Annotated in this window: 14 protein-coding genes, 13 tRNA genes and 4 rRNA genes; 2 read left to right on the forward strand and 29 right to left on the reverse strand. The window is 51.7% G+C overall.

Going from position 1 to position 19,595, the window contains the following annotated elements; genetic code table 11:
- Window positions 1-9: 9 nt before the first annotated feature.
- The 24 genes from VK70_RS29185 to VK70_RS25755 form a co-directional block, all read right to left on the reverse strand.
- Window positions 10-2,739, reverse strand: a complete 2,730-nt coding sequence (locus tag VK70_RS29185) for a GH-E family nuclease (RefSeq protein ID WP_052756047.1) — start codon at window positions 2,737-2,739, stop codon at window positions 10-12.
- A 21-nt stretch (window positions 2,740-2,760) separates the two neighbouring features.
- Window positions 2,761-3,159 carry a DUF4280 domain-containing protein gene (locus VK70_RS25645; RefSeq protein WP_046723982.1) on the reverse strand — a complete coding sequence of 133 codons (399 nt, stop codon included), beginning with the start codon at window positions 3,157-3,159 and terminating at the stop codon, window positions 2,761-2,763.
- 15 nt (window positions 3,160-3,174) lie between these two features.
- Window positions 3,175-3,702, reverse strand: a complete 528-nt coding sequence (locus VK70_RS25650) for a hypothetical protein (protein ID WP_046723984.1) — start codon at window positions 3,700-3,702, stop codon at window positions 3,175-3,177.
- On the reverse strand, window positions 3,684-4,349 hold the full coding sequence (locus VK70_RS25655) for a hypothetical protein (RefSeq protein ID WP_025700209.1): 666 nt from the start codon (window positions 4,347-4,349) through the stop codon (window positions 3,684-3,686). Before VK70_RS25655 ends, VK70_RS25650 begins: the two co-directional genes overlap by 19 nt.
- The gene (locus VK70_RS25660) at window positions 4,346-5,047 is read right to left on the reverse strand and encodes a hypothetical protein (protein WP_324607972.1); all 702 of its coding nucleotides are present in this window, start codon (window positions 5,045-5,047) and stop codon (window positions 4,346-4,348) included. Before VK70_RS25660 ends, VK70_RS25655 begins: the two co-directional genes overlap by 4 nt.
- A gap of 149 nt (window positions 5,048-5,196) precedes the next feature.
- A tRNA-Gly gene (locus tag VK70_RS25665) sits at window positions 5,197-5,270 on the reverse strand.
- 11 nt (window positions 5,271-5,281) lie between these two features.
- Window positions 5,282-5,354 (reverse strand) — tRNA-Pro (locus VK70_RS25670).
- A 9-nt stretch (window positions 5,355-5,363) separates the two neighbouring features.
- Window positions 5,364-5,441, reverse strand: a tRNA-Arg gene (locus tag VK70_RS25675).
- A gap of 6 nt (window positions 5,442-5,447) precedes the next feature.
- Window positions 5,448-5,521: transfer RNA gene (locus tag VK70_RS25680), tRNA-Gly, on the reverse strand.
- A gap of 7 nt (window positions 5,522-5,528) precedes the next feature.
- Window positions 5,529-5,612, reverse strand: a tRNA-Leu gene (locus VK70_RS25685).
- Between the two features lie 14 nt (window positions 5,613-5,626).
- A tRNA-Lys gene (locus VK70_RS25690) sits at window positions 5,627-5,699 on the reverse strand.
- A 70-nt stretch (window positions 5,700-5,769) separates the two neighbouring features.
- Window positions 5,770-5,844, reverse strand: a tRNA-Gln gene (locus VK70_RS25695).
- A gap of 52 nt (window positions 5,845-5,896) precedes the next feature.
- Window positions 5,897-5,972, reverse strand: a tRNA-Val gene (locus VK70_RS25700).
- 65 nt (window positions 5,973-6,037) lie between these two features.
- A tRNA-Glu gene (locus VK70_RS25705) sits at window positions 6,038-6,112 on the reverse strand.
- A 9-nt stretch (window positions 6,113-6,121) separates the two neighbouring features.
- A tRNA-Thr gene (locus VK70_RS25710) sits at window positions 6,122-6,197 on the reverse strand.
- 1 nt (window position 6,198) lies between these two features.
- Window positions 6,199-6,274 (reverse strand) — tRNA-Asn (locus VK70_RS25715).
- Between the two features lie 10 nt (window positions 6,275-6,284).
- Window positions 6,285-6,401 (reverse strand): 5S ribosomal RNA (rrf, locus tag VK70_RS25720).
- A gap of 129 nt (window positions 6,402-6,530) precedes the next feature.
- A 23S ribosomal RNA gene (locus tag VK70_RS25725) occupies window positions 6,531-9,458 on the reverse strand.
- Between the two features lie 120 nt (window positions 9,459-9,578).
- A tRNA-Ala gene (locus VK70_RS25730) sits at window positions 9,579-9,654 on the reverse strand.
- A 24-nt stretch (window positions 9,655-9,678) separates the two neighbouring features.
- Window positions 9,679-9,755: transfer RNA gene (locus tag VK70_RS25735), tRNA-Ile, on the reverse strand.
- 41 nt (window positions 9,756-9,796) lie between these two features.
- Window positions 9,797-9,913, reverse strand: a 5S ribosomal RNA gene (rrf, locus tag VK70_RS25740).
- Window positions 9,914-10,019: 106 nt separating this feature from the next.
- Window positions 10,020-11,574 (reverse strand): 16S ribosomal RNA (locus VK70_RS25745).
- The 16S, 23S and 5S rRNA genes sit together here with 13 tRNA genes alongside, the layout of an rRNA operon.
- A 399-nt stretch (window positions 11,575-11,973) precedes the next feature.
- A complete protein-coding gene (locus tag VK70_RS25750) occupies window positions 11,974-12,204 on the reverse strand; it encodes a hypothetical protein (RefSeq protein ID WP_025700254.1) in 231 nt (76 codons plus the stop codon).
- 197 nt (window positions 12,205-12,401) lie between these two features.
- A complete protein-coding gene (locus VK70_RS25755) occupies window positions 12,402-13,001 on the reverse strand; it encodes a stage II sporulation protein M (RefSeq protein WP_025700256.1) in 600 nt (199 codons plus the stop codon).
- Between the two features lie 104 nt (window positions 13,002-13,105).
- Here VK70_RS25755 and pdaB point away from each other — a divergent pair, with 104 nt between their 5' ends.
- Window positions 13,106-13,909 (forward strand): polysaccharide deacetylase family sporulation protein PdaB, encoded by an 804-nt coding sequence (gene pdaB, locus VK70_RS25760; protein WP_025700258.1) that lies wholly within the window; start codon window positions 13,106-13,108, stop codon window positions 13,907-13,909.
- A 29-nt stretch (window positions 13,910-13,938) separates the two neighbouring features.
- Here pdaB and VK70_RS25765 read toward each other — a convergent pair whose 3' ends face one another.
- Together VK70_RS25765 and VK70_RS25770 are read right to left on the reverse strand one after the other, a co-directional pair.
- The gene (locus VK70_RS25765) at window positions 13,939-14,760 is read right to left on the reverse strand and encodes a PPK2 family polyphosphate kinase (RefSeq protein ID WP_025700259.1); all 822 of its coding nucleotides are present in this window, start codon (window positions 14,758-14,760) and stop codon (window positions 13,939-13,941) included.
- Window positions 14,761-14,833: 73 nt separating this feature from the next.
- The gene (locus VK70_RS25770; RefSeq protein ID WP_324607973.1) at window positions 14,834-15,451 is read right to left on the reverse strand and encodes a KinB-signaling pathway activation protein; all 618 of its coding nucleotides are present in this window, start codon (window positions 15,449-15,451) and stop codon (window positions 14,834-14,836) included.
- 121 nt (window positions 15,452-15,572) lie between these two features.
- On the opposite strand from VK70_RS25770, the gene gerD reads away from it, so the two are divergent.
- The gene (gene gerD, locus VK70_RS25775) at window positions 15,573-16,283 is read left to right on the forward strand and encodes a spore germination lipoprotein GerD (RefSeq protein ID WP_025700263.1); all 711 of its coding nucleotides are present in this window, start codon (window positions 15,573-15,575) and stop codon (window positions 16,281-16,283) included.
- A gap of 100 nt (window positions 16,284-16,383) precedes the next feature.
- On the opposite strand, the gene VK70_RS25780 is transcribed toward gerD, so the two are convergent.
- From VK70_RS25780 to sat, 3 genes are all read right to left on the reverse strand, one after another.
- Window positions 16,384-17,475, reverse strand: a complete 1,092-nt coding sequence (locus VK70_RS25780; RefSeq protein ID WP_025700265.1) for an Mrp/NBP35 family ATP-binding protein — start codon at window positions 17,473-17,475, stop codon at window positions 16,384-16,386.
- Between the two features lie 66 nt (window positions 17,476-17,541).
- On the reverse strand, window positions 17,542-18,315 hold the full coding sequence (gene cwlD, locus VK70_RS25785) for an N-acetylmuramoyl-L-alanine amidase CwlD (protein ID WP_025700267.1): 774 nt from the start codon (window positions 18,313-18,315) through the stop codon (window positions 17,542-17,544).
- A gap of 77 nt (window positions 18,316-18,392) precedes the next feature.
- On the reverse strand, window positions 18,393-19,562 hold the full coding sequence (gene sat / locus VK70_RS25790) for a sulfate adenylyltransferase (protein WP_025700269.1): 1,170 nt from the start codon (window positions 19,560-19,562) through the stop codon (window positions 18,393-18,395).
- Between the last annotated feature and the right edge of the window lie 33 nt (window positions 19,563-19,595).

The following is a 19,595-nucleotide window of genomic DNA, read 5'->3' on the forward strand; positions in this document are numbered from 1 at the left end:
TTCCCTCCATTATTTATCTGGTGGCAAGTAGGTTTCATTTAACTTCGCACCTGCGGATCGGTTCAAACTATAATGATCTAACACATAATTATTGGAGTCAAGCATCCATTCCCTGACCTCTGGGGACTTTGTACCATAATATCTCCCCGTACTGTTCCACCACGAGACAGCGTCAGTTAGATGAGCCATATCTGCTTGATCTAGAGGATACCACTTTCCATCACTTGCCATAAACTCCATTTCACCATCACGTGTTGCCCGAATTTTTGGTGGAACTTCATTTTTCATTCGCTCTATTACTTCTTTACCTGTTCTAGAGTTTTTTCCAGGCGTATCACCCATATATTCTAAACGCTTTGTAAGGCCATTTGGTTCAGGTAAACCCACTTCTTTGTTACTTGCATAACCCCCGTCAGGACGGTGCCATCTTCCACTCGCATCTTGATAATAACCCTCAGGAACATTACCCGTCCCCCCAGCTTCCAGAGGTTTCTCTGGCGGTTTATTTGGTTTCGGAGGTGTACCGCCACCCGACCCTTTGGTCCCTCTTCCGGCACTTCCCACCAAAGGCTCATCCCCAACCTTTGCAAACCGGAAGCCTCCCGAGGGACCGCCTACGAATGCGAACTCCTGTAACTGATAATTCTTCGGATTTAAATAACTGGAGCCGCGGCTTATCGTACCTGCCAGTTCGCTGCCTGCATTTTTCAGCTTCTGCACCGCTTTGCCGAACCCGTTCATCACGCTGGAGAATCCATCTTTGACCCACGCAGATGCTTTTCCGCCGATCTTGCCGATCCCCGTGCCGATGGCTCCCAGCACCTCCGCATCCAGCAGCCCTGCCATGGCAAATCCTATTCCGCCCGCGAGGGCAACTTCTCCCCAGTTGACCTTCTCTCCCGACATCAGCTGGCTGACCGCGCTGCTGAATGCGCCGTCCGCTCCGCCCGCGGCCATCCGTGTTAGCAGCGTTCCTCCCGTTCCGAACGGCCCGAAGATCGCTCCGCACACCGCTCCGATGCTTGCTTCCCGCAATCCCGTTGTGGCATAGTCGAGCATGCTGCTCACTTCGCCCCGCCGGATATCCGAGACCGCCTTGCTGCCCACGGCCAAGCTTCCCGCCACGGCCGCGCCGACTCCCACCATGACCATCGTCGCCGTACCCAGGGTTGCCACCGACAGCACCGCCACCGCCGTTACGGCCGCTACTACAGCCAGTCCAATCGCCACATTTTTCAGCAGCTTCCCCCAATTGAACGGCTCCGGCGGAGGCGGAGGCGGCGGTTCGGCTGCCTTCGGCTCATCATCAAATGGCGGATAGCTGGTTTGGTCGCTTCCCTTCGCCTGCACCGTCGTTCCCAGCAGATGGTATTCATTCTCTACCGATAGTCCGGCTTTCGCTCCTTTTTGGTACGCCATAATCAGGCTGGTGCTGCGGATCGTTATTTTCTTTGGCGTGAACAACGTTAGTTCTTTCCCGGCCGTCAGCGTCAGCTTCTTTGGGCTTTTCAGCTCCACTCCCGTGGCATCGCTTAGGCTCAGCTGCAGCGTTCCGCCCGGATCGCCCATTATCTGGATCATGTCCGGCGCCAGCTTCAGCTCGCTCCCGTGCTCGGTTCCGAAATAACGGTTGTTCGGGTCCCCTGTCTTGGCGCAACCTTCCCCGTTCGTCCGCACCGCGCTCACGATCATCGCCCGCGACCCTTGCGCATTCGGAAAATACAGGCTCGCCTTGGTCCCGGGCTTTGGCATGCTGTACATCGCGCTTCCCGTCACCGGTGCGAACGGGTACCAGTACGGATCGGCTTTGCCGTCGTCCTTGTCAATGTCCAGCCGCAGCTTCACTTCTTCTCCCCGAACGTCCAGCACTTCGCCTTCTAGCGACAGGCCCGCCATCCGCGCATTTCCCAGCTCCAGACTGCGGACGCCCTCCGGGCGGGACAGCGTATAGGTGAACCGCAGTACTCCTTTATCCATCCGCGCCGCCACGCCGCTGACGATCATGTCCTTGTTCAGATATCGAACCTGATCCCCAATCGCGTAACGTTCTCCTGTCTCGACTTCATACTCAAAAAAGTCAGTATCATGCAGTCCGGCTTCGACTCCCCCAGCCCGCTTGTAGGCGGTTAAGTTTTTGCGAGCGGTATACGCTGTGCCTTCGGGCAGGGTACGGGCGGTTCCCTGAGGCATACCAAAGTAGATTTTCGGCCCTGCTGCTTCCAATATATCACATACGATAACCGCCTGTAAGCGGCTGGCCAGCCGCTTGAGCAGCTCCCAGTCCGTTTCATCGTACTGCAAGATGGCGTCGCCTACGGCCCCCTGTTCACCGGCGCTAGGTAAAGCATCGCTATTCGGATAATCCTGCATGACTTTGGACACGAGTTCCGGATAGGTTTGATTCGCCTCGGGAAAGGAACGCTTCTTTTTTTCAATATCCATCTGATAAGAACTGCTAACGCCTTCAATGACCACCTGATGGACGCCCTGGATATGGGATAGCGCAACATGGCTGACCGTTCCTTTAAACAAGGGGAGATCCTGCCCGTCTTCGCTATAGAACAGGTGAATCTCATCCTCGGCGGAAGCCCCCAGGACAGCAGACGTCTGACGCGCTTCCTCACTGATGGCGTGAAGGGTCATCCGGCCATGTTCCCCCGGCTTCCACTCCAGAGTCAGATCCGTAATACGCTGTATGTAAAAAGGGGAGACGACCTTGAGCTGATGATAATGGATCATCGTCTTTGCACCTCCTCCCGGCTATTCATCTTCCTGGCCCGTCTTTTCAAAATAAATGCAGCCCTCGGGCAAATGCTGGCAGATCAGGTAAGACGCGCTGGTCAGCGCCGGCTGATCCCCAACAAGCATATCCGCTTTCGTCTGATTCCAGCAGGCCGTAATCACCGGCAGGCAAGGTTTGCCTTGAATCGTCTCCCCTTGTTCCGACACCAAATAAATCGTCTCGCCGCTCGGGTTCGATGGACTGGCGCAAATGCCGAAATGAGGCACGTTCTCCGGCTTATAATCCCCTTGGTTCATCAAAGGCTTTCCTTTGTAATAGGCGCCGTGGCTGACCGGCAGGTTAATCTTCCGCGCATGCGTTCCGTACTGGCAGCGCATGGTCGCGCCGCGTACGATGTAAGCTTCCAGACTTGACATTTCTTCATCCTCCCCTCAGGTATCCAGTTCTGCTCTTTCCAGCCGGAGGCCGGTGAAATCCCGCCTCAAGATGCTTTCGGCCACATCAAGCCGGATCACCAGCAGCGGTGTGGCGACACCGGCGACTTTGAATATTTTTTTGCCCCGTATACGCTCTTCTTGAAGAACGGCAGATCTAAGCACACTCCGGTCCAGATTAAACTCACTGCGCGGCGACAACGCCTCGATTTCTTCCAAAAAAGGCAGATAGTAGTTCTTCTGCAGCTGGAGTTCCGGGTTGATCAGGGCCGCCGGTTTAAATCGGCACTCTGGAACATACACCTTCATCAGCTTCATCAGCCGGTCGGAAAGCAGCGGAAACGGGCTTTCCATAAAATCGACAAACTGGCTCTCCTTGCCCGCCTTGACATGGAACACAAGCACCCGCGGCAGCTCTTCAGGCGGCAGCTTATTCACTTTCCACAGGTCGATGCGTCCCATCCCTTTCTGCAGCACCGGTACATCGGTATACCGCTGATCCTGCTTTAAGTAGAAATAATCCATCGCTTCTCCCCTCTTTCCGCAAATGGGGATGCCGCCCCCGCCTCGGCCGTTTGGCGTTCCAGTTTACACAGGATGATACTCTCATCCCGGTACTCACCAGCCGATAGGGTGAACGGTTCCGCCTTAGCCAGTTCCTCCAGTTTTGGGCTTGTGATTAGAGCCGGAATCATGGTTTTAAGAAATTGAAGTGTCAGCAGATGATATTTAACGGCTTCGATCTGCGTGATTTGCTCGATATCCATCGACGTAATCTTGCGGGCATAGTCTCTTTTAACTTCTTCGAGTCCTGCCATTCGGTTGAAGAGCGGCCTGAACACAAAATCCGCCGACCATAATTCCGCGCACTCTACCGGGTCCAGAAACCAGTTGGCATCATGGGCGTCGATCCGGTAGTACGCTTTATTTTCAAGTAAACTAGTGCGAAGCAAGGAGATATACATATATTGGATGTCACCCTTCATCCCCGCGCGCTGCTGCAGCAATGCCTTTTCACACACGGCTTCGAATGCGCTCAGGAGGTCGGCCTCAATCTGTTCGTTATGCTCTTCCACATACTGCTCAATCAGCGAAAGATCGCCCAGCCAGCCTTCAAGCACATGCCTCTCCAGAAAATCCTGCAGCGCCGCATCCCGGTCCATCCTCTTCATTCGATGTTCACCTTGCCGCCTTTAAGCGTGACATTGTCCATGATCTGCAATGTAGCCCCGGCTTGGATCAGATCTACGCCTTCATCGCCTTCGATGAATACCTTGCTGCCCCGGATTTCGATATCCTCTTCGGCCTTTAGCAAGATTTTTTTGTCACTGTTGATTTCAATGCCGCCTTCATCGGTCAGACGCATGAGAAGCTGGCCGCTGCCGATAATTTCTACGGCTCCCGGTTTGAACACGATCTGTTTGCCATACTTGGTGCTGATGCTTTTCACGGAAGGGTCACTGCGCTTGACGGGGTCGGAGGAGGTGATATCGACGGAGCTTGCAGCGAAAGCATGGTGCTCCTGTTCGTCGGGGAAATACAAGCGTACCTCATCCCCCTCTTCCGGCATGACATACCAGCCGCTGCCATCCGGAGAAGAGTAGACGGTAGAGTAAGGGAACCACATGGAGCCGGATGAGGAGGAGCCCTGATCGATTTCCAGATGGAGCTGTACTTTATCTTTGGAGATCTTCGTTACCTTGCCAAAAAGGGACACTCCCGCCAGCTGCGTGGCATAAACCGTCCGGCATTCAAAGCCCTGCTTATTACGAAGGTGATAACGGCTGACAACCAGACCGCCTTCAATCACCGTTTCCGCCCGGGCCACATACAGGGTTTGCCCCTGAAAGCTGACGGGACTGCCAAGCATATTCTCATCATATTAATTACCTCTGAAATAAATAGACACCCTTGCTGCTGTTAACAGCACTATGCAGCTTAGGCAAAAACAAAAAAACTCTTACCAAAGTAAGAGTGTCTGTTCTACATGAATAGTTGCTTATGTAGTTATTTTAAAACTGGAGCGGGTGATGGGAATCGAACCCACGCTATCAGCTTGGAAGGCTGAAGTTCTACCATTGAACTACACCCGCAAAGGTGAAAATCGGGATGACACGATTCGAACATGCGACCCCTGGTCCCAAACCAGGTGCTCTACCAAGCTGAGCTACATCCCGTTAATATAATGGCGCGCCCTGAGAGATTCGAACTCCCGACCTTTTGATTCGTAGTCAAACGCTCTATCCAGCTGAGCTAAAGGGCGCAAAATATGGAGCGGACGACGGGAATCGAACCCGCGACCCTCGCCTTGGCAAGGCGATGCTCTACGCTGAGCCACGTCCGCATTTAAATGGTGCGCGTGGAGGGACTTGAACCCCCACGTCAAAGACGCTAGATCCTAAGTCTAGTGCGTCTGCCAATTCCGCCACACGCGCAAGTTACTTAAAAGTGAGCCATGAAGGACTCGAACCTTCGACACCCTGATTAAAAGTCAGGTGCTCTACCAACTGAGCTAATGGCTCGCGTAAGATGGGGTCCCCGAAATGTACTCGGAATCATCATCTAAGCTTCACTTCACTTTTTGAGGTGAAGTGGCTGGGGATATAGGATTCGAACCTATGCATGACGGAGTCAAAGTCCGTTGCCTTACCGCTTGGCTAATCCCCAATAATGGATACCTATATAATGCCCATATAATCCTCAAATATTAAGAAGGATATGGTGGAGGCTGAGGGGATCGAACCCCCGACCCTCTGCTTGTAAGGCAGATGCTCTCCCAGCTGAGCTAAGCCTCCATATGTGGCAATCCACTTGAGTTAATTAAACCTGCGGGGCTCTCAACCCCAAAAACTAATGATAATGGTGACCCGTAGGGGATTCGAACCCCTGTTACCTCCGTGAAAGGGAGGTGTCTTAACCCCTTGACCAACGGGCCGAGCAGATATGGAGCTCTCAACCGGGATCGAACCGGTGACCTCATCCTTACCATGGATGCACTCTACCTACTGAGCTATGAGAGCATGGCTCCCCGAACAGGACTCGAACCTGTGACAACTCGATTAACAGTCGAGTGCTCTACCAACTGAGCTATCAGGGAATGGTTGTCCGCTTGGCAGCGTCCTACTCTCCCAGGACCCTTCGGTCCAAGTACCATCGGCGCTGGAGGGCTTAACGGTCGTGTTCGGGATGGGTACGCGTGGAACCCCTCCGCCATCGCCACCAAACGGCAGGCCTCAATCGCCTGAAAACTGGATCGAAACGAAACATTGCGTCTTACCCCTTCAGTTCCCGGGGTCCCCGAAAAGTATTCGGCATACTCTTCGAAGCCTCCGCTTCACTTTTTGGGGTGTTTTTTGGATAAGCCCTCGACCGATTAGTATTGGTCAGCTCCACACGTTGCCGTGCTTCCACCTCCAACCTATCTACCTCGTCGTCTTCAAGGGGTCTTACTAACTGGGAAATCTCATCTTGAGGGGGGCTTCACGCTTAGATGCTTTCAGCGCTTATCCCGTCCGTACGTAGCTACCCAGCCATGCTCCTGGCGGAACAACTGGTGCACCAGCGGTACGTCCATCCCGGTCCTCTCGTACTAAGGACAGCTCCTCTCAAATTTCCTACGCCCACGACAGATAGGGACCGAACTGTCTCACGACGTTCTGAACCCAGCTCGCGTACCGCTTTAATGGGCGAACAGCCCAACCCTTGGGACCTACTTCAGCCCCAGGATGCGATGAGCCGACATCGAGGTGCCAAACCTCCCCGTCGATGTGGACTCTTGGGGGAGATAAGCCTGTTATCCCCAGGGTAGCTTTTATCCGTTGAGCGATGGCCCTTCCATGCGGTACCACCGGATCACTAAGCCCGACTTTCGTCCCTGCTCGACTTGTAGGTCTCGCAGTCAAGCTCCCTTCTGCCTTTGCACTCTTCGAATGATTTCCAACCATTCTGAGGGAACCTTGGGACGCCTCCGTTACGCTTTAGGAGGCGACCGCCCCAGTCAAACTGCCCGCCTGACACGGTCCCCGTACCCGCTTAGGGTACCAGGTTAGAACCTAGATACGATCAGGGTGGTATCCCAACGGCGCCTCCACCGAAGCTGGCGCTCCGGCTTCCAAGGCTCCCACCTATCCTGTACAGATCGTACCCAAGTTCAATATCAAGCTGCAGTAAAGCTCCATGGGGTCTTTCCGTCTTGTCGCGGGTAACCTGCATCTTCACAGGTATTAAAATTTCACCGGATCTCTCGTTGAGACAGCGCCCAAGTCGTTACGCCATTCGTGCGGGTCAGAATTTACCTGACAAGGAATTTCGCTACCTTAGGACCGTTATAGTTACGGCCGCCGTTTACTGGGGCTTCGGTTCACAGCTTCGGGTTACCCCTAACCGCTCCCCTTAACCTTCCAGCACCGGGCAGGCGTCAGCCCGTATACTTCGCCTTGCGGCTTCGCACAGACCTGTGTTTTTGCTAAACAGTCGCTTGGGCCTTTTCACTGCGGCCCCCTCGGGCTATTCACCCTACCGAGGCACCCCTTCTCCCGAAGTTACGGGGTCATTTTGCCGAGTTCCTTAACGAGAGTTCTTCCGCGCGCCTTAGAATTCTCTTCTCGCCTACCTGTGTCGGTTTGCGGTACGGGCACCTTCTCCTGGCTAGAGGCTTTTCTTGGCAGTGTGAGATCATGACCTTCGCTACTACAATTTTCGCTCCCCATCACAGCCTGGCCTTGCGATGCGCGGATTTGCCTACACATCAGCCTCACTGCTTGGACGGACATCCATCAGTCCGCGTCACTACCCTCCTGCGTCCCCCCATTGCTCGATAACGGATTACGGTGGTACAGGAATATCAACCTGTTGTCCTTCGACTACGCCTGTCGGCCTCGCCTTAGGTCCCGACTGACCCTGAGCGGACGAGCCTTCCTCAGGAAACCTTGGGCTTTCGGCGGATCAGATTCTCACTGATCTTTTCGTTACTCATACCGGCATTCTCACTTGTGTACGCTCCAGCTGTCCTTACAGTCAACCTTCAATGTATACACAACGCTCCCCTACCCCTGATGCAAGCATCAAGCCATAGCTTCGGTGGTGTGTTTAGCCCCGTTACATTTTCGGCGCAGAGTCACTCGACCAGTGAGCTATTACGCACTCTTTCAATGGTGGCTGCTTCTAAGCCAACATCCTGGTTGTCTGTGCAACTCCACATCCTTTCCCACTTAACACACACTTGGGGACCTTAGCTGATGGTCTGGGCTGTTTCCCTTTTGACAATGGATCTTAGCACTCACTGTCTGACTCCCGGCGACAAGTAGATGGCATTCGGAGTTTGACTGAGCTTGGTAACCCTTGCGGGCCCCGCACCCAATCAGTGCTCTACCTCCATTACTCTCATTCACCGAGGCTAGCCCTAAAGCTATTTCGGGGAGAACCAGCTATCTCCGAGTTCGATTGGAATTTCTCCGCTACCCCCACCTCATCCCCGAACTTTTCAACGTTCGTGGGTTCGGGCCTCCAGTGCGTGTTACCGCACCTTCACCCTGGACAGGGGTAGATCACCCGGTTTCGGGTCTACGCCCACGTACTTAAGCGCCCTATTCAGACTCGCTTTCGCTGCGGCTCCGGCTCCTCGCCTTAACCTTGCACGTTAAACGTAACTCGCCGGTTCATTCTACAAAAGGCACGCCATCACCCCTAAAATGGGCTCTGACTTCTTGTAAGCACACGGTTTCAGGCACTGTTTCACTCCCCTTCCGGGGTGCTTTTCACCTTTCCCTCACGGTACTGTTTCACTATCGGTCGCCAGGGAGTATTTAGCCTTGGCAGATGGTCCTGCCGGATTCATACGGGGTTTCACGTGCCCCGCACTACTCGGGATCCGTCTTGGAGGGAATCGAATTTCAATTACAGGGCTGTTACCTTCTCTGGCGGGCCTTTCCAGACCTCTTCGTTTACCCTATTCCTTTGTAACTCCATGTAAGACGTCCCACAACCCCGAAGAGCAAGCTCTTCGGTTTAGGCTGTTCCGCGTTCGCTCGCCGCTACTGACGGAATCACTCTTGTTTTCTCTTCCTCAGGGTACTTAGATGTTTCAGTTCCCCTGGTCTGCCTCTATCCATCCTATGTATTCAGATGGAAGTGACTGTGCATTACCACAGCCGGGTTTCCCCATTCGGACACCCCCGGATCAAAGCTTGCTTACAGCTCCCCGAGGCTTTTTCGTTGTTCGCCACGTCCTTCGTCGGCTCCTGGCGCCTAGGCATCCTCCGTGTGCTCTTAATAGCTTAACCAACTAAGCACTCTTACTTCACTTGATCAATCGCTTGACACAAGTTTCAGCTAAAAGATGTTCTAAAACGCAATTTTCGTTTCGGTATCCAGTTTTCAAGGATCAAGTTTCTTGCATGTTATGGTGGAGCCAAGGAGGATCGAACTCCTGACCTCCTGCTTGCAAGGCAGGCGCTCTCCCAGCTGAGCTATGGCCCCATAAAAGGGAATTCAATTATTAAGTGGTGGGCCTTAGTGGACTCGAACCACCGACCTCACCCTTATCAGGGGTGCGCTCTAACCAGCTGAGCTAAAGGCCCTTAGTCTTGCATATACTCTTACGGAAAACCCATAAGATTGCGCTTGGCAGCGTCCTACTCTCCCAGGACCCTTCGGTCCAAGTACCATCGGCGCTGGAGGGCTTAACGGTCGTGTTCGGGATGGGTACGCGTGGAACCCCTCCGCCATCGCCACCAAACGCTTGAAAGAGGTTTACTCTCTCAAAACTGAGCAACGAGTGAGCGTTGCCGGAAGTCAAGCTTCCGTATTTGAATGTTTCTGCTACGAGAAACGATTCTCCATAGAAAGGAGGTGATCCAGCCGCACCTTCCGATACGGCTACCTTGTTACGACTTCACCCCAATCATCTACCCCACCTTCGGCGGCTGGCTCCCTTACGGGTTACCCCACCGACTTCGGGTGTTGTAAACTCTCGTGGTGTGACGGGCGGTGTGTACAAGACCCGGGAACGTATTCACCGCGGCATGCTGATCCGCGATTACTAGCAATTCCGACTTCATGCAGGCGAGTTGCAGCCTGCAATCCGAACTGAGACCGGCTTTATAAGATTGGCTCCGCCTCGCGGCTTCGCTTCCCGTTGTACCGGCCATTGTAGTACGTGTGTAGCCCAGGTCATAAGGGGCATGATGATTTGACGTCATCCCCACCTTCCTCCGGTTTGTCACCGGCAGTCACTCTAGAGTGCCCAGCTCTACCTGCTGGCAACTAAAGTCAAGGGTTGCGCTCGTTGCGGGACTTAACCCAACATCTCACGACACGAGCTGACGACAACCATGCACCACCTGTCTCCTCTGTCCCGAAGGCCTACGCTATCTCTAACGTATTCAGAGGGATGTCAAGACCTGGTAAGGTTCTTCGCGTTGCTTCGAATTAAACCACATACTCCACTGCTTGTGCGGGTCCCCGTCAATTCCTTTGAGTTTCAGTCTTGCGACCGTACTCCCCAGGCGGAGTGCTTACTGTGTTAACTTCGGCACCAAGGGTATCGAAACCCCTAACACCTAGCACTCATCGTTTACGGCGTGGACTACCAGGGTATCTAATCCTGTTTGCTCCCCACGCTTTCGCGCCTCAGCGTCAGTTACAGCCCAGAAAGTCGCCTTCGCCACTGGTGTTCCTCCACATCTCTACGCATTTCACCGCTACACGTGGAATTCCACTTTCCTCTTCTGCACTCAAGCTGTCCAGTTTCCAGTGCGACCACAGGTTGAGCCCATGGTTTAAACACCAGACTTAAACAGCCGCCTGCGCGCGCTTTACGCCCAATAATTCCGGACAACGCTTGCCCCCTACGTATTACCGCGGCTGCTGGCACGTAGTTAGCCGGGGCTTTCTTCTCAGGTACCGTCACTCCTTAAGCAGTTACTCTTAAGGACGTTCTTCCCTGGCAACAGAGCTTTACGATCCGAAAACCTTCATCACTCACGCGGCGTTGCTCCGTCAGGCTTTCGCCCATTGCGGAAGATTCCCTACTGCTGCCTCCCGTAGGAGTCTGGGCCGTGTCTCAGTCCCAGTGTGGCCGTTCACCCTCTCAGGTCGGCTACGCATCGTCGCCTTGGTGAGCCGTTACCCCACCAACTAGCTAATGCGCCGCAGGCCCATCCCTTGGTGACAGATTGCTCCGCCTTTCAGCCTCCTAGCAGGAGCTAAGAGGAATTATCCGGTATTAGCTACCGTTTCCGGTAGTTATCCCAGTCCAAGGGGCAGGTTGCCTACGTGTTACTCACCCGTCCGCCGCTAAGTTGATTAGGAGCAAGCTCCATCACAACTCCGCTCGACTTGCATGTATTAGGCACGCCGCCAGCGTTCGTCCTGAGCCAGGATCAAACTCTCCAATAAAGATGTTGCAGAGCAACATCGACCGAATATGAAATCAGTCCAACTCAGCTGAGCGGATGATTTCATATTCAGATATCGAAAAGAGCGATTCGCTCATTTGAAACATCTGACGAGAATTTCTTCTCTTCATTTTGGAACTCGCCAAGCGAATTCCTACTCACTCGTTGTTCAGTTTTCAAAGATCAATATCTCTCTCAGTGCATCGTCGCGTCTCACGCGGCGACCTTTATAATATATCATACTGTCTATCTGTTTGGCAAGTACTTTTTCGAAAAAACTTTTTCTCAATTTTTCTTGCCTGCGCCTTCTAACATAACAAAAAGGAGCGCGAGATATAATGTATCACGGCGCTTCCTCTTTAGTCAACCCTTTTTTTATTAATGAAACATCCGCTATTTATTAATGCTTGATTTGGGAAGAGCGGCCGCCCCAAGCGTATTTGGAAAGTTCCTTTTGCGGCGCGAAACGAGCATACATGCGAAAAACAGTCTTGTATCTGTTGGCAATAGCATGTCTGATATTTTGATCCAATCGTTGATCGCTTAAGTCGAGCAGCATTTCATCCAATTCTTTACGCAAGACATAGTCCAGTTCTTTGCATTCTTTATCGTTGAACAACATACCCAACATATGCTTGGCCTCCTTTATTTATTCTGATTAAACCGGAGATTCTGCTTGAACTACCGCTTACACTAGATTAACCGAAGTGTCCAAATAATAACCATAATTATATTTATTTCCTATAAAAACTGATATTTTATTTATACTGTTCATTACCCCAAATTTACGTTCTTGCGTTTTAATGGTATGCGCAATTATTCGAAATTTTATGATAAGAGCGCAAAAGTTACTGTGCTCTCAATGACCGCTGCAATAAGCAGCAATATAACGATCCAAATGGACGCCGTCAGCGTCTGGCGCATAAAGGATGGCCAATCTCCCCCGCTTCGTGTTCTTCTCACCATGCTTGCCGCCACGTTGGCGCCAAACTGAAGGCCGAAAGCACAAGCTATAATGATGGCGGGGATTTCAATAATCCCATGCGGCAGCAGCCCCTTGACAATCAGTTCAAATACATCTTTTCCCTGAAGCACAAATGTGTGCACTAAAAAACCGATGACTGCCCCGTTAATCAAGAGAAAGATGGCCGGAAGAATGCCGAACAAGGCTCCCAGAAAAATAATTAGAATACCTTTAATGCTATTGTTCAAAAAGATAAATACAAAAAAGCTCAACTGCGGATTGGACGATTCCCGTAATTTTTCGCTAATGCTGCCCAGTCCCTGTAACTGCTGCATCAGAAGCCGCTCCAGACTGCCCGTTCCAATCCATCCGACTGCAATGCCGATTATGAATAACAGACTTGAGAGCATAAGCGCCTTGCGTATTGTGTAGAGATCACGGCCAAAAGTAAATATAGAGAACATGTCTTACCTCCTAGGAGTTTCGTTGTATACCAAGTCATAACCTTTCCGTACGAGCATACATTTAGAACAAACAAGCTTTCGTATGGGAGAGGAGTCTTGAGTGAATGAATTCCTTCTATGTATTCAGCGGCAAAAAAATAAAGCGTTTCTTCTACATTTGCGCCGCTGCTCTGCTTGCTGCCGGAGTCGTTTATGTAGAACGCGGCAATATTACCGTCTTTTCCGAATCGCCCCCTTCCGCCATTTACAGTGTACCTACGGAGAAAAAGCTGATCGCCCTGACCTTTGATATCAGTTGGGGGGAGAAACGTCCGGGGCCGATTCTTAAGGTGCTGGAGGACAAGAAAGTCGACAAAGCTACGTTCTTCCTGTCTTCCCCATGGAGCAAGACGCATCAGAACATTGTGGCGAATATAAAAAATGCAGGGTATGAGATTGGCAGCCACGGCCACAAGCATGTCAATTACAGCACGCTGAGCAGCGAGGAAATTAGAAATCAGATTACGACGGCAGGTACAATTCTGAATGAATTAACCGGGAAAGAACCGAAGCTGATCCGCATGCCCAACGGCGATTTTGACAAAAGAGTCCTACAGGTGGCAAACGACCTCGGCTATAAAGTCATCCAATGGGATACCGATTCGCTGGATTGGAAAAATATCGGTGTAGAAAATATAGTGAAGCGCGTGACCACCAAAGCTCATCCCGGTGATATCGTACTGCTCCATGCCAGCGACTCCTGCAAGCAAACCCATGAGGCGCTTCCGCATATTATCGATGCGCTTCGCAGTCAAGGCTATGAATTTGTGACTGTCTCCGAGCTAATCAGCCAAGGCAGCACCGAAGGTAAGGAAGTTAGGGACTCGGCGTGGCTTAATGATCGGCTGGAGGATGCCGCTGGTCTGTAATCTTTTATTGGGCAGGGACTTCCGGCCGATTAATGACGCGGGGAGATCAGTTCGGAAATATCCGGAGTCAGGGTGTTCAGCTTGGGATAAGAGAGCTTTAGCTTCTCCAATGTCTTAACTACGATATACAATGCCAAATAGTTACGGAACCAGCGGTGATTGGCCGGAATCCAGTACCATGGCGCATTACTTTTGGAAGTCTCTTTAAAAATATCTTCGTAAGCCTCCTGATAGTCGTCCCAATATTTCCGTTCTTCGAGATCGCTCGCATCGAACTTCCAATGCTTGGTCGGGTCCTGGAGCCGCTCCTGGATTTTCTCCAGCTGTTTGTCTTTCGAGATATGAAGAAACAGCTTAATGATAATCGTGTTCTCCTCCGTCAGCATCTCTTCAAAGTGCCGGATATGGCGAAAGCGCCGTTTGGTTTCAGCTTTGTCCTGGCCTCCATGAACGCGGGGTACGAGCACCTCTTCATAGTGTGAACGGTTAAAGGCCGATATATATCCTTTGGCCGGGGTCTGTTTATGCACTCTCCACAAAAAATCATGGGCCGACTCATCCAGGGTCGGCTTTTTGAAGCTGGTCACCGTAAAGCCCTGTGGATTGATTCCCGAAAAAACATGCTTTACCGTACCGTCCTTACCGCTCGAATCCATCCCTTGAAGAACAATCAGCAGCGCATGCTTCTTTTGAGCGAAAAAAATGTCCTGCAGTTCGGCAAGGCGTTCCTTGAGAGCGCCCATTTGGGCCTCGGCCTCTTCTTTATTTGTGAAGTCTCCCGTTTCGTCAGGGTTGAGCTTGGGCAGTATTTTGCCGTCTGTGTCTTTTATCATATAGCGGTCGATGTTCATATATTCCCCTCCCTCCGAAACTCAATCGTACCGTACGTAAATAACCCCGCTTCCTGATTCCTAAGGAACGGAGTTACGGAGTTCCTCCGGACGATCCGGCGGCTGGCCGCAAAATCCGGTGAAGTCTCAAAATCTGGAATGCATTACAGGCAATCAACGGAACCACTATAAATAAGGTTGCATTATCCACGCCAATCCGCAGCACGCCGATCATTTCCACAATTGTAATACCGGTCATGAAGAAGAACGTCGGAATCCAGGCCAAAGCGTTGGTATCCCGCACTTTGAAATAAGCAACAGCAATGGCAGCAAACAAAATGGAAAGACCAAGAGTCAAATCGGATATCAGGCTCCGCTCTCCCCCGACGAACGAACGCAGAAAAAACAAATCAAACAAGGCGATAACTGCTAGAGCGAGCTGTATGTACAGCCATATTTTTCGCGGAAACACGCCAAATCCGATATAGTTCAGAATCAGGTATGCAAAAAAGCCAAGCTGAGAGTAGACGCTTACAAGCATCCCGTAGCCAAATAAAATAAGCGCATAAAGAAAGGTGTCCGTTAAGCTTTTGAATGGAACGGCGCCGCTGATTCCCTGAAGCGCCAGCCCGGCTGCGACAGCTCCTGCGGAACCGACCAGCAGCGTTGTCCAGAACAGATGAAACCATTTCTTTATATTCAGGCTGCTCACCCCCGTGACAGATTTATTTTACCAAGGTTGCCGACAAAAAACCATGACCGCCGCAAACATAAATGTGTTTTCTCTACGGCATACTACATATCAGTATCCCCAAAAAAGGAGGACGGTACCAATGAGACGGGCGGTATTACGGAATAGCGGAATTGTGCTTAGCCTAATTTTGGTCTTGACGGCCTGCGGAAGCGAGCAGAGCAGCTCTTCTTCACAGCAGTTTAGCTATAAGGAAATGAAGACAATGGTCGTCGATATATTAAAAAGTGAAGAGGGTAAAAAGGCGGTTGAGGAAGCAATGTCCACACCCAGCGGGGGCGCTGGAGGAGGAGGCGGCGGTGGCACAATGAGCATGAAGATGCTGCCGCAGACTAATGAGCAGATTCGTCTGGCGGTAAAGGATACGATTACAGCTCCCGAGTATCAGAAGGAAATTGAGAAAATTATGAAGGACCCGCGGTTTGCCGGGGATTTTGCCAAAGCTATCAATTCCCAGAACAAGCAACTACACCTTCAACTGATCAAAGACCCGACTTATCAGAAATCGGTTGCCCAAATCATGAAATCTCCCGAAATGATGAAAATGTTCCTTGATCTTACCAAAACGCCAGATTACCGGAAGCAGACGATGACCGTCATGCAGGAAACGATGCAAAATCCTCTGTTCCGGATGGAAGTGCTCTCCCTGCTCAAAACGGTCGTTCATGAAGAGCTTCAGCCAAAAGCCGAGAAAAAGGGAGGCGGCCAGGGAAGTTCAGGCGGAGCTAGCGGGGGCAGCGGGGGCGGTGGAGATAGTGGCGGTGGCGGAGATAGCGGATCTGGCGGACAATAGCCATAAAAATGAACGAAGGTGAATCTTATGTAGACAGGATAACGGACTTGAGCTCACTAAGAAGCCAGGCGCTCCTAAATAGGGCCTGGCTTCTTGGCATTTATTCACATTTGATGATCAGCCGATCTGCAATTTCGTCGAACAACCGCGCTGTATCCGTTCCTGCTTTATAGACAGATGGTGAGAAATCGGGCTCGGAGATATGGTTGTCCGGCGCTCCAAGCGGAATTTGCCCGATCAGGTTCGTGTGCAGATTTTCGGCCAGTCTTGCTCCCCCGCCACGACCAAAGATATAATCTTTTTGGCCGCAGGCCGAGCATTGATAATAGGCCATATTTTCGATAACTCCTAGAATTTCATGATTGGTCTGCAGCGCCATAGAGCCCGCTCTCGCCGCCACAAATGCCGCTGTAGCATGAGGAGTGGTCACAATAACCTCTTTACTCTGCGGCAGCATCTGGTGGACGTCAAGCGCCACATCGCCCGTTCCCGGAGGCAAGTCCAGCAGCATATAGTCAAGCTCTCCCCAGGCGACATCGCTGAAAAATTGACGCAGCATTTTGCCCAGCATCGGACCGCGCCAAATTACCGGATTATTTTCACGGATAAAAAAGCCCATCGACATCACTTTCACACCGAAGCGCTCCACAGGAATAATCGTTCCGTCTTGGGCGACAGGCCCTTCCTCGATCCCCATCATGTCCGGAACGCTGAAGCCATAAATGTCGGCATCTATCAGACCGACCTTTTTGCCTGTTCGCGCGAGAGCAGCAGCCAGATTAACCGTAACCGTCGATTTGCCGACTCCGCCCTTGCCGCTCGCTATGGCAATGAAATGGACACCTGAGTTCTCATTCAGCAGCTCAAGCCCTTCCAAACCCGCCGCGTGACCTTTGAGCTTCTGTTCCCCTTCGGTTGTGTCTCCCTGGTTCAATAGAGACCGTTCATGCTCGGTTGCGTCTCGCAAGCGGATATGGACATTCTCGGCGCCGCCTTCCCGCAGACGATCCCTCACTTCCTGTTCAAGCTCCATCCGCTTCGTTTCATCCGTCTCCAGACATACCAGCGATAAAGAGATGCGGTCTTCCTTAATCATAATATCGCGAATCAACTGCAGCTCTACCAGGCTTTTTCCGGTTTCCGGGTCGGTAATCGGCAGCAGCAATTCTTGTATTTGTTCCCTGGACAGCATTGGAAAACACTCCTGTTCTGTAGCCGGCAGTTTATTGACCGGATCTCATTTCTGTCTATTATAGCATTACCGTTTAGGGAAAGAGTAGTCCTTGGCCTGTTCGCCTGCTTCATACCGCAGAATGCCTCTGTAAATGCTTGTCGCCACTTTTCGCTGATACAGGTCATCTCCTAGCAGCACCGATTCTTGCGGATGTGACAGAAATCCCACCTCTACTAAAATAGATGGCATTCGCAGCGCCTGCAGCAGATACACGGTATTTACCGTTTTCGCGATTCGGTTCGTATTCGCAAGAACTGTCCGGAGTTCTTCCTGTACAAGACTTGCCAGAGCTTCATTGCCCGAATGATTCGGATAGTAGAAGACTTGAGCGCCGCTCCAGCGGTTTGATGGTATGCTGTTCATGTGTATGCTAATGAAAAGATCGGCTCTCTTATCCTCAATCGTTCTGACACGCCGTTTAAGGTCTTCTGTCTTGCGCTTGGCATAGCCCCTTGTGCTCGATCCGGCAAGATCATAATCGCCTTCACGCGTCATGATGACGACGGCGCCTGCCTGCTGTAGATAATCGCGTAAATAGAGCGAGACGGCCAAATTGATGTCTTTTTCAATCAAGCCTTCCCGGCTGACTGCTCCTCCGTCGGGACCGCCATGTCCCGCATCAATTGCAATGACCTTGCCGGACAGCGGCAGGCTCCAGTAGTTCCACGTTCTCGCGGTAGGCATATCATACGAAATAATGCCCAGCAGCAGGGCCATAAGGACGATGCCCCAAATTCCCTTTTTCATGCCGCTCCAAGAGATCCAGACCGAGACCTTTTTACCTTTACGGCCGGACATAAAAAAACCCCCTCGTCCCGATAGATTCTACTCATCTATATGGGACAAGAGGGTCAAATAGTACCTTTAATCCATGATCATGAGGTTGTAACTTCCTTCATGCCTTCGATTAGAATTTGGGCAACCTCCGGCCGTGAGAATTCAGGCGGCGGGCACACTCCTTCACGCAGCATAGCGCGAACTTTGGTCCCGGACAAGGCTACATGATCTTCTTTGGTATGAGGGCATGTCTTACTCGAAGCCATGTTTCCGCATTTCTTGCAGAAGAAGCTGTGCTCGAAGAACAGCGGCGTAATATCCAGTTCATCGGCTGTGAAGTTGGAGAATATCTCCTGCGCTTCATATGTGCCGTAGTAATCGCCTACGCCCGCATGGTCGCGGCCTACGATAAAATGGGTACAGCCGTAATTTTTGCGCACCATGGCATGGAAAATCGCTTCACGCGGACCCGCATAACGCATGGCTGCCGGGAAGACGCCAAGAAACGTCCGTTTCTGCGGATAATAATTTTCGAGCAGGGCCAGGTAACTCTTCATGCGGACATTTGCCGGCACATCGTCCGACTTTGTCTCGCCCACCAGCGGGTTCAGGAACAATCCGTCTACAATCTCCATCGCAGACTTTTGAATGTATTCATGGGCGCGGTGAACGGGATTTCGGGTCTGGAAGCCGACAACTGTTCTCCAGCCCTTTTCCGTAAAAATTTCGCGGGTCTTGGCCGGATCAAAATAAAACTCTCCGAATTTCTCCGGCTGCGGACGGTTCAGTACGGTAATCGACCCGCCGACATAGGTTGCATTACGGGCCAGCAGCTTGCTTACGCCCGGGTGCTCCGGATCGGTTGTCTTAAATACATTCTGCGCTTCGACCTGCTGATCGACGCTGTAAATGCTCTCGACATCCAGAAGCCCGTATATTACTCCGTCCTCTTCGCCGACCAGGGATACTCGCTTGCCGATCGCCAAAGCGGCAGCTTCCTCATCGCCTAGAGACAGCGTAATCGGAATGCTCCATACCGTTCCGTTCGCAAGACGCATATTCTTGACTACGGAAAGATAGTCCTCCTCATTCAGAAAACCGGTTAACGGTGAAAATGCGCCGACACCGATCAAATCCAAATCAGAGATCGTCCAAGTATTAATGGCAATCTTCTTGAATCCTGCCGCTTCCTGAAGCAGCCGTTCTCTCTCCTTGCCCTCAGCTATCCGATTGATCAACGTTCCGCCATGCGGAAGGATTGCAGTCATCTATTTTCTTCCCTTCTCTGTTGTTGCGATTAA

The sequence above is a fragment of the Paenibacillus durus ATCC 35681 genome (genome assembly GCF_000993825.1).
Classification (GTDB): domain Bacteria; phylum Bacillota; class Bacilli; order Paenibacillales; family Paenibacillaceae; genus Paenibacillus_AQ; species Paenibacillus_AQ durus_B.

Bases quoted from the DNA above. Each gene is read 5' to 3' on its own strand.
- VK70_RS29185 (WP_052756047.1), bottom strand. From the start codon at position 2,739: ATGATCCATTATCATCAGCTCAAGGTCGTCTCCCCTTTTTACATACAG.
- VK70_RS25645 (WP_046723982.1), bottom strand. From the start codon at position 3,159: ATGTCAAGTCTGGAAGCTTACATCGTACGCGGCGCGACCATGCGCTGC.
- VK70_RS25650 (WP_046723984.1), bottom strand. From the start codon at position 3,702: ATGGATTATTTCTACTTAAAGCAGGATCAGCGGTATACCGATGTACCG.
- VK70_RS25655 (WP_025700209.1), bottom strand. From the start codon at position 4,349: ATGAAGAGGATGGACCGGGATGCGGCGCTGCAGGATTTTCTGGAGAGG.
- VK70_RS25660 (WP_324607972.1), bottom strand. From the start codon at position 5,047: ATGCTTGGCAGTCCCGTCAGCTTTCAGGGGCAAACCCTGTATGTGGCC.
- VK70_RS25750 (WP_025700254.1), bottom strand. From the start codon at position 12,204: ATGTTGGGTATGTTGTTCAACGATAAAGAATGCAAAGAACTGGACTAT.
- VK70_RS25755 (WP_025700256.1), bottom strand. From the start codon at position 13,001: ATGTTCTCTATATTTACTTTTGGCCGTGATCTCTACACAATACGCAAG.
- pdaB (WP_025700258.1), top strand. From the start codon at position 13,106: ATGAATTCCTTCTATGTATTCAGCGGCAAAAAAATAAAGCGTTTCTTC.
- VK70_RS25765 (WP_025700259.1), bottom strand. From the start codon at position 14,760: ATGAACATCGACCGCTATATGATAAAAGACACAGACGGCAAAATACTG.
- gerD (WP_025700263.1), top strand. From the start codon at position 15,573: ATGAGACGGGCGGTATTACGGAATAGCGGAATTGTGCTTAGCCTAATT.
- VK70_RS25780 (WP_025700265.1), bottom strand. From the start codon at position 17,475: ATGCTGTCCAGGGAACAAATACAAGAATTGCTGCTGCCGATTACCGAC.
- cwlD (WP_025700267.1), bottom strand. From the start codon at position 18,315: ATGTCCGGCCGTAAAGGTAAAAAGGTCTCGGTCTGGATCTCTTGGAGC.
- sat (WP_025700269.1), bottom strand. From the start codon at position 19,562: ATGACTGCAATCCTTCCGCATGGCGGAACGTTGATCAATCGGATAGCT.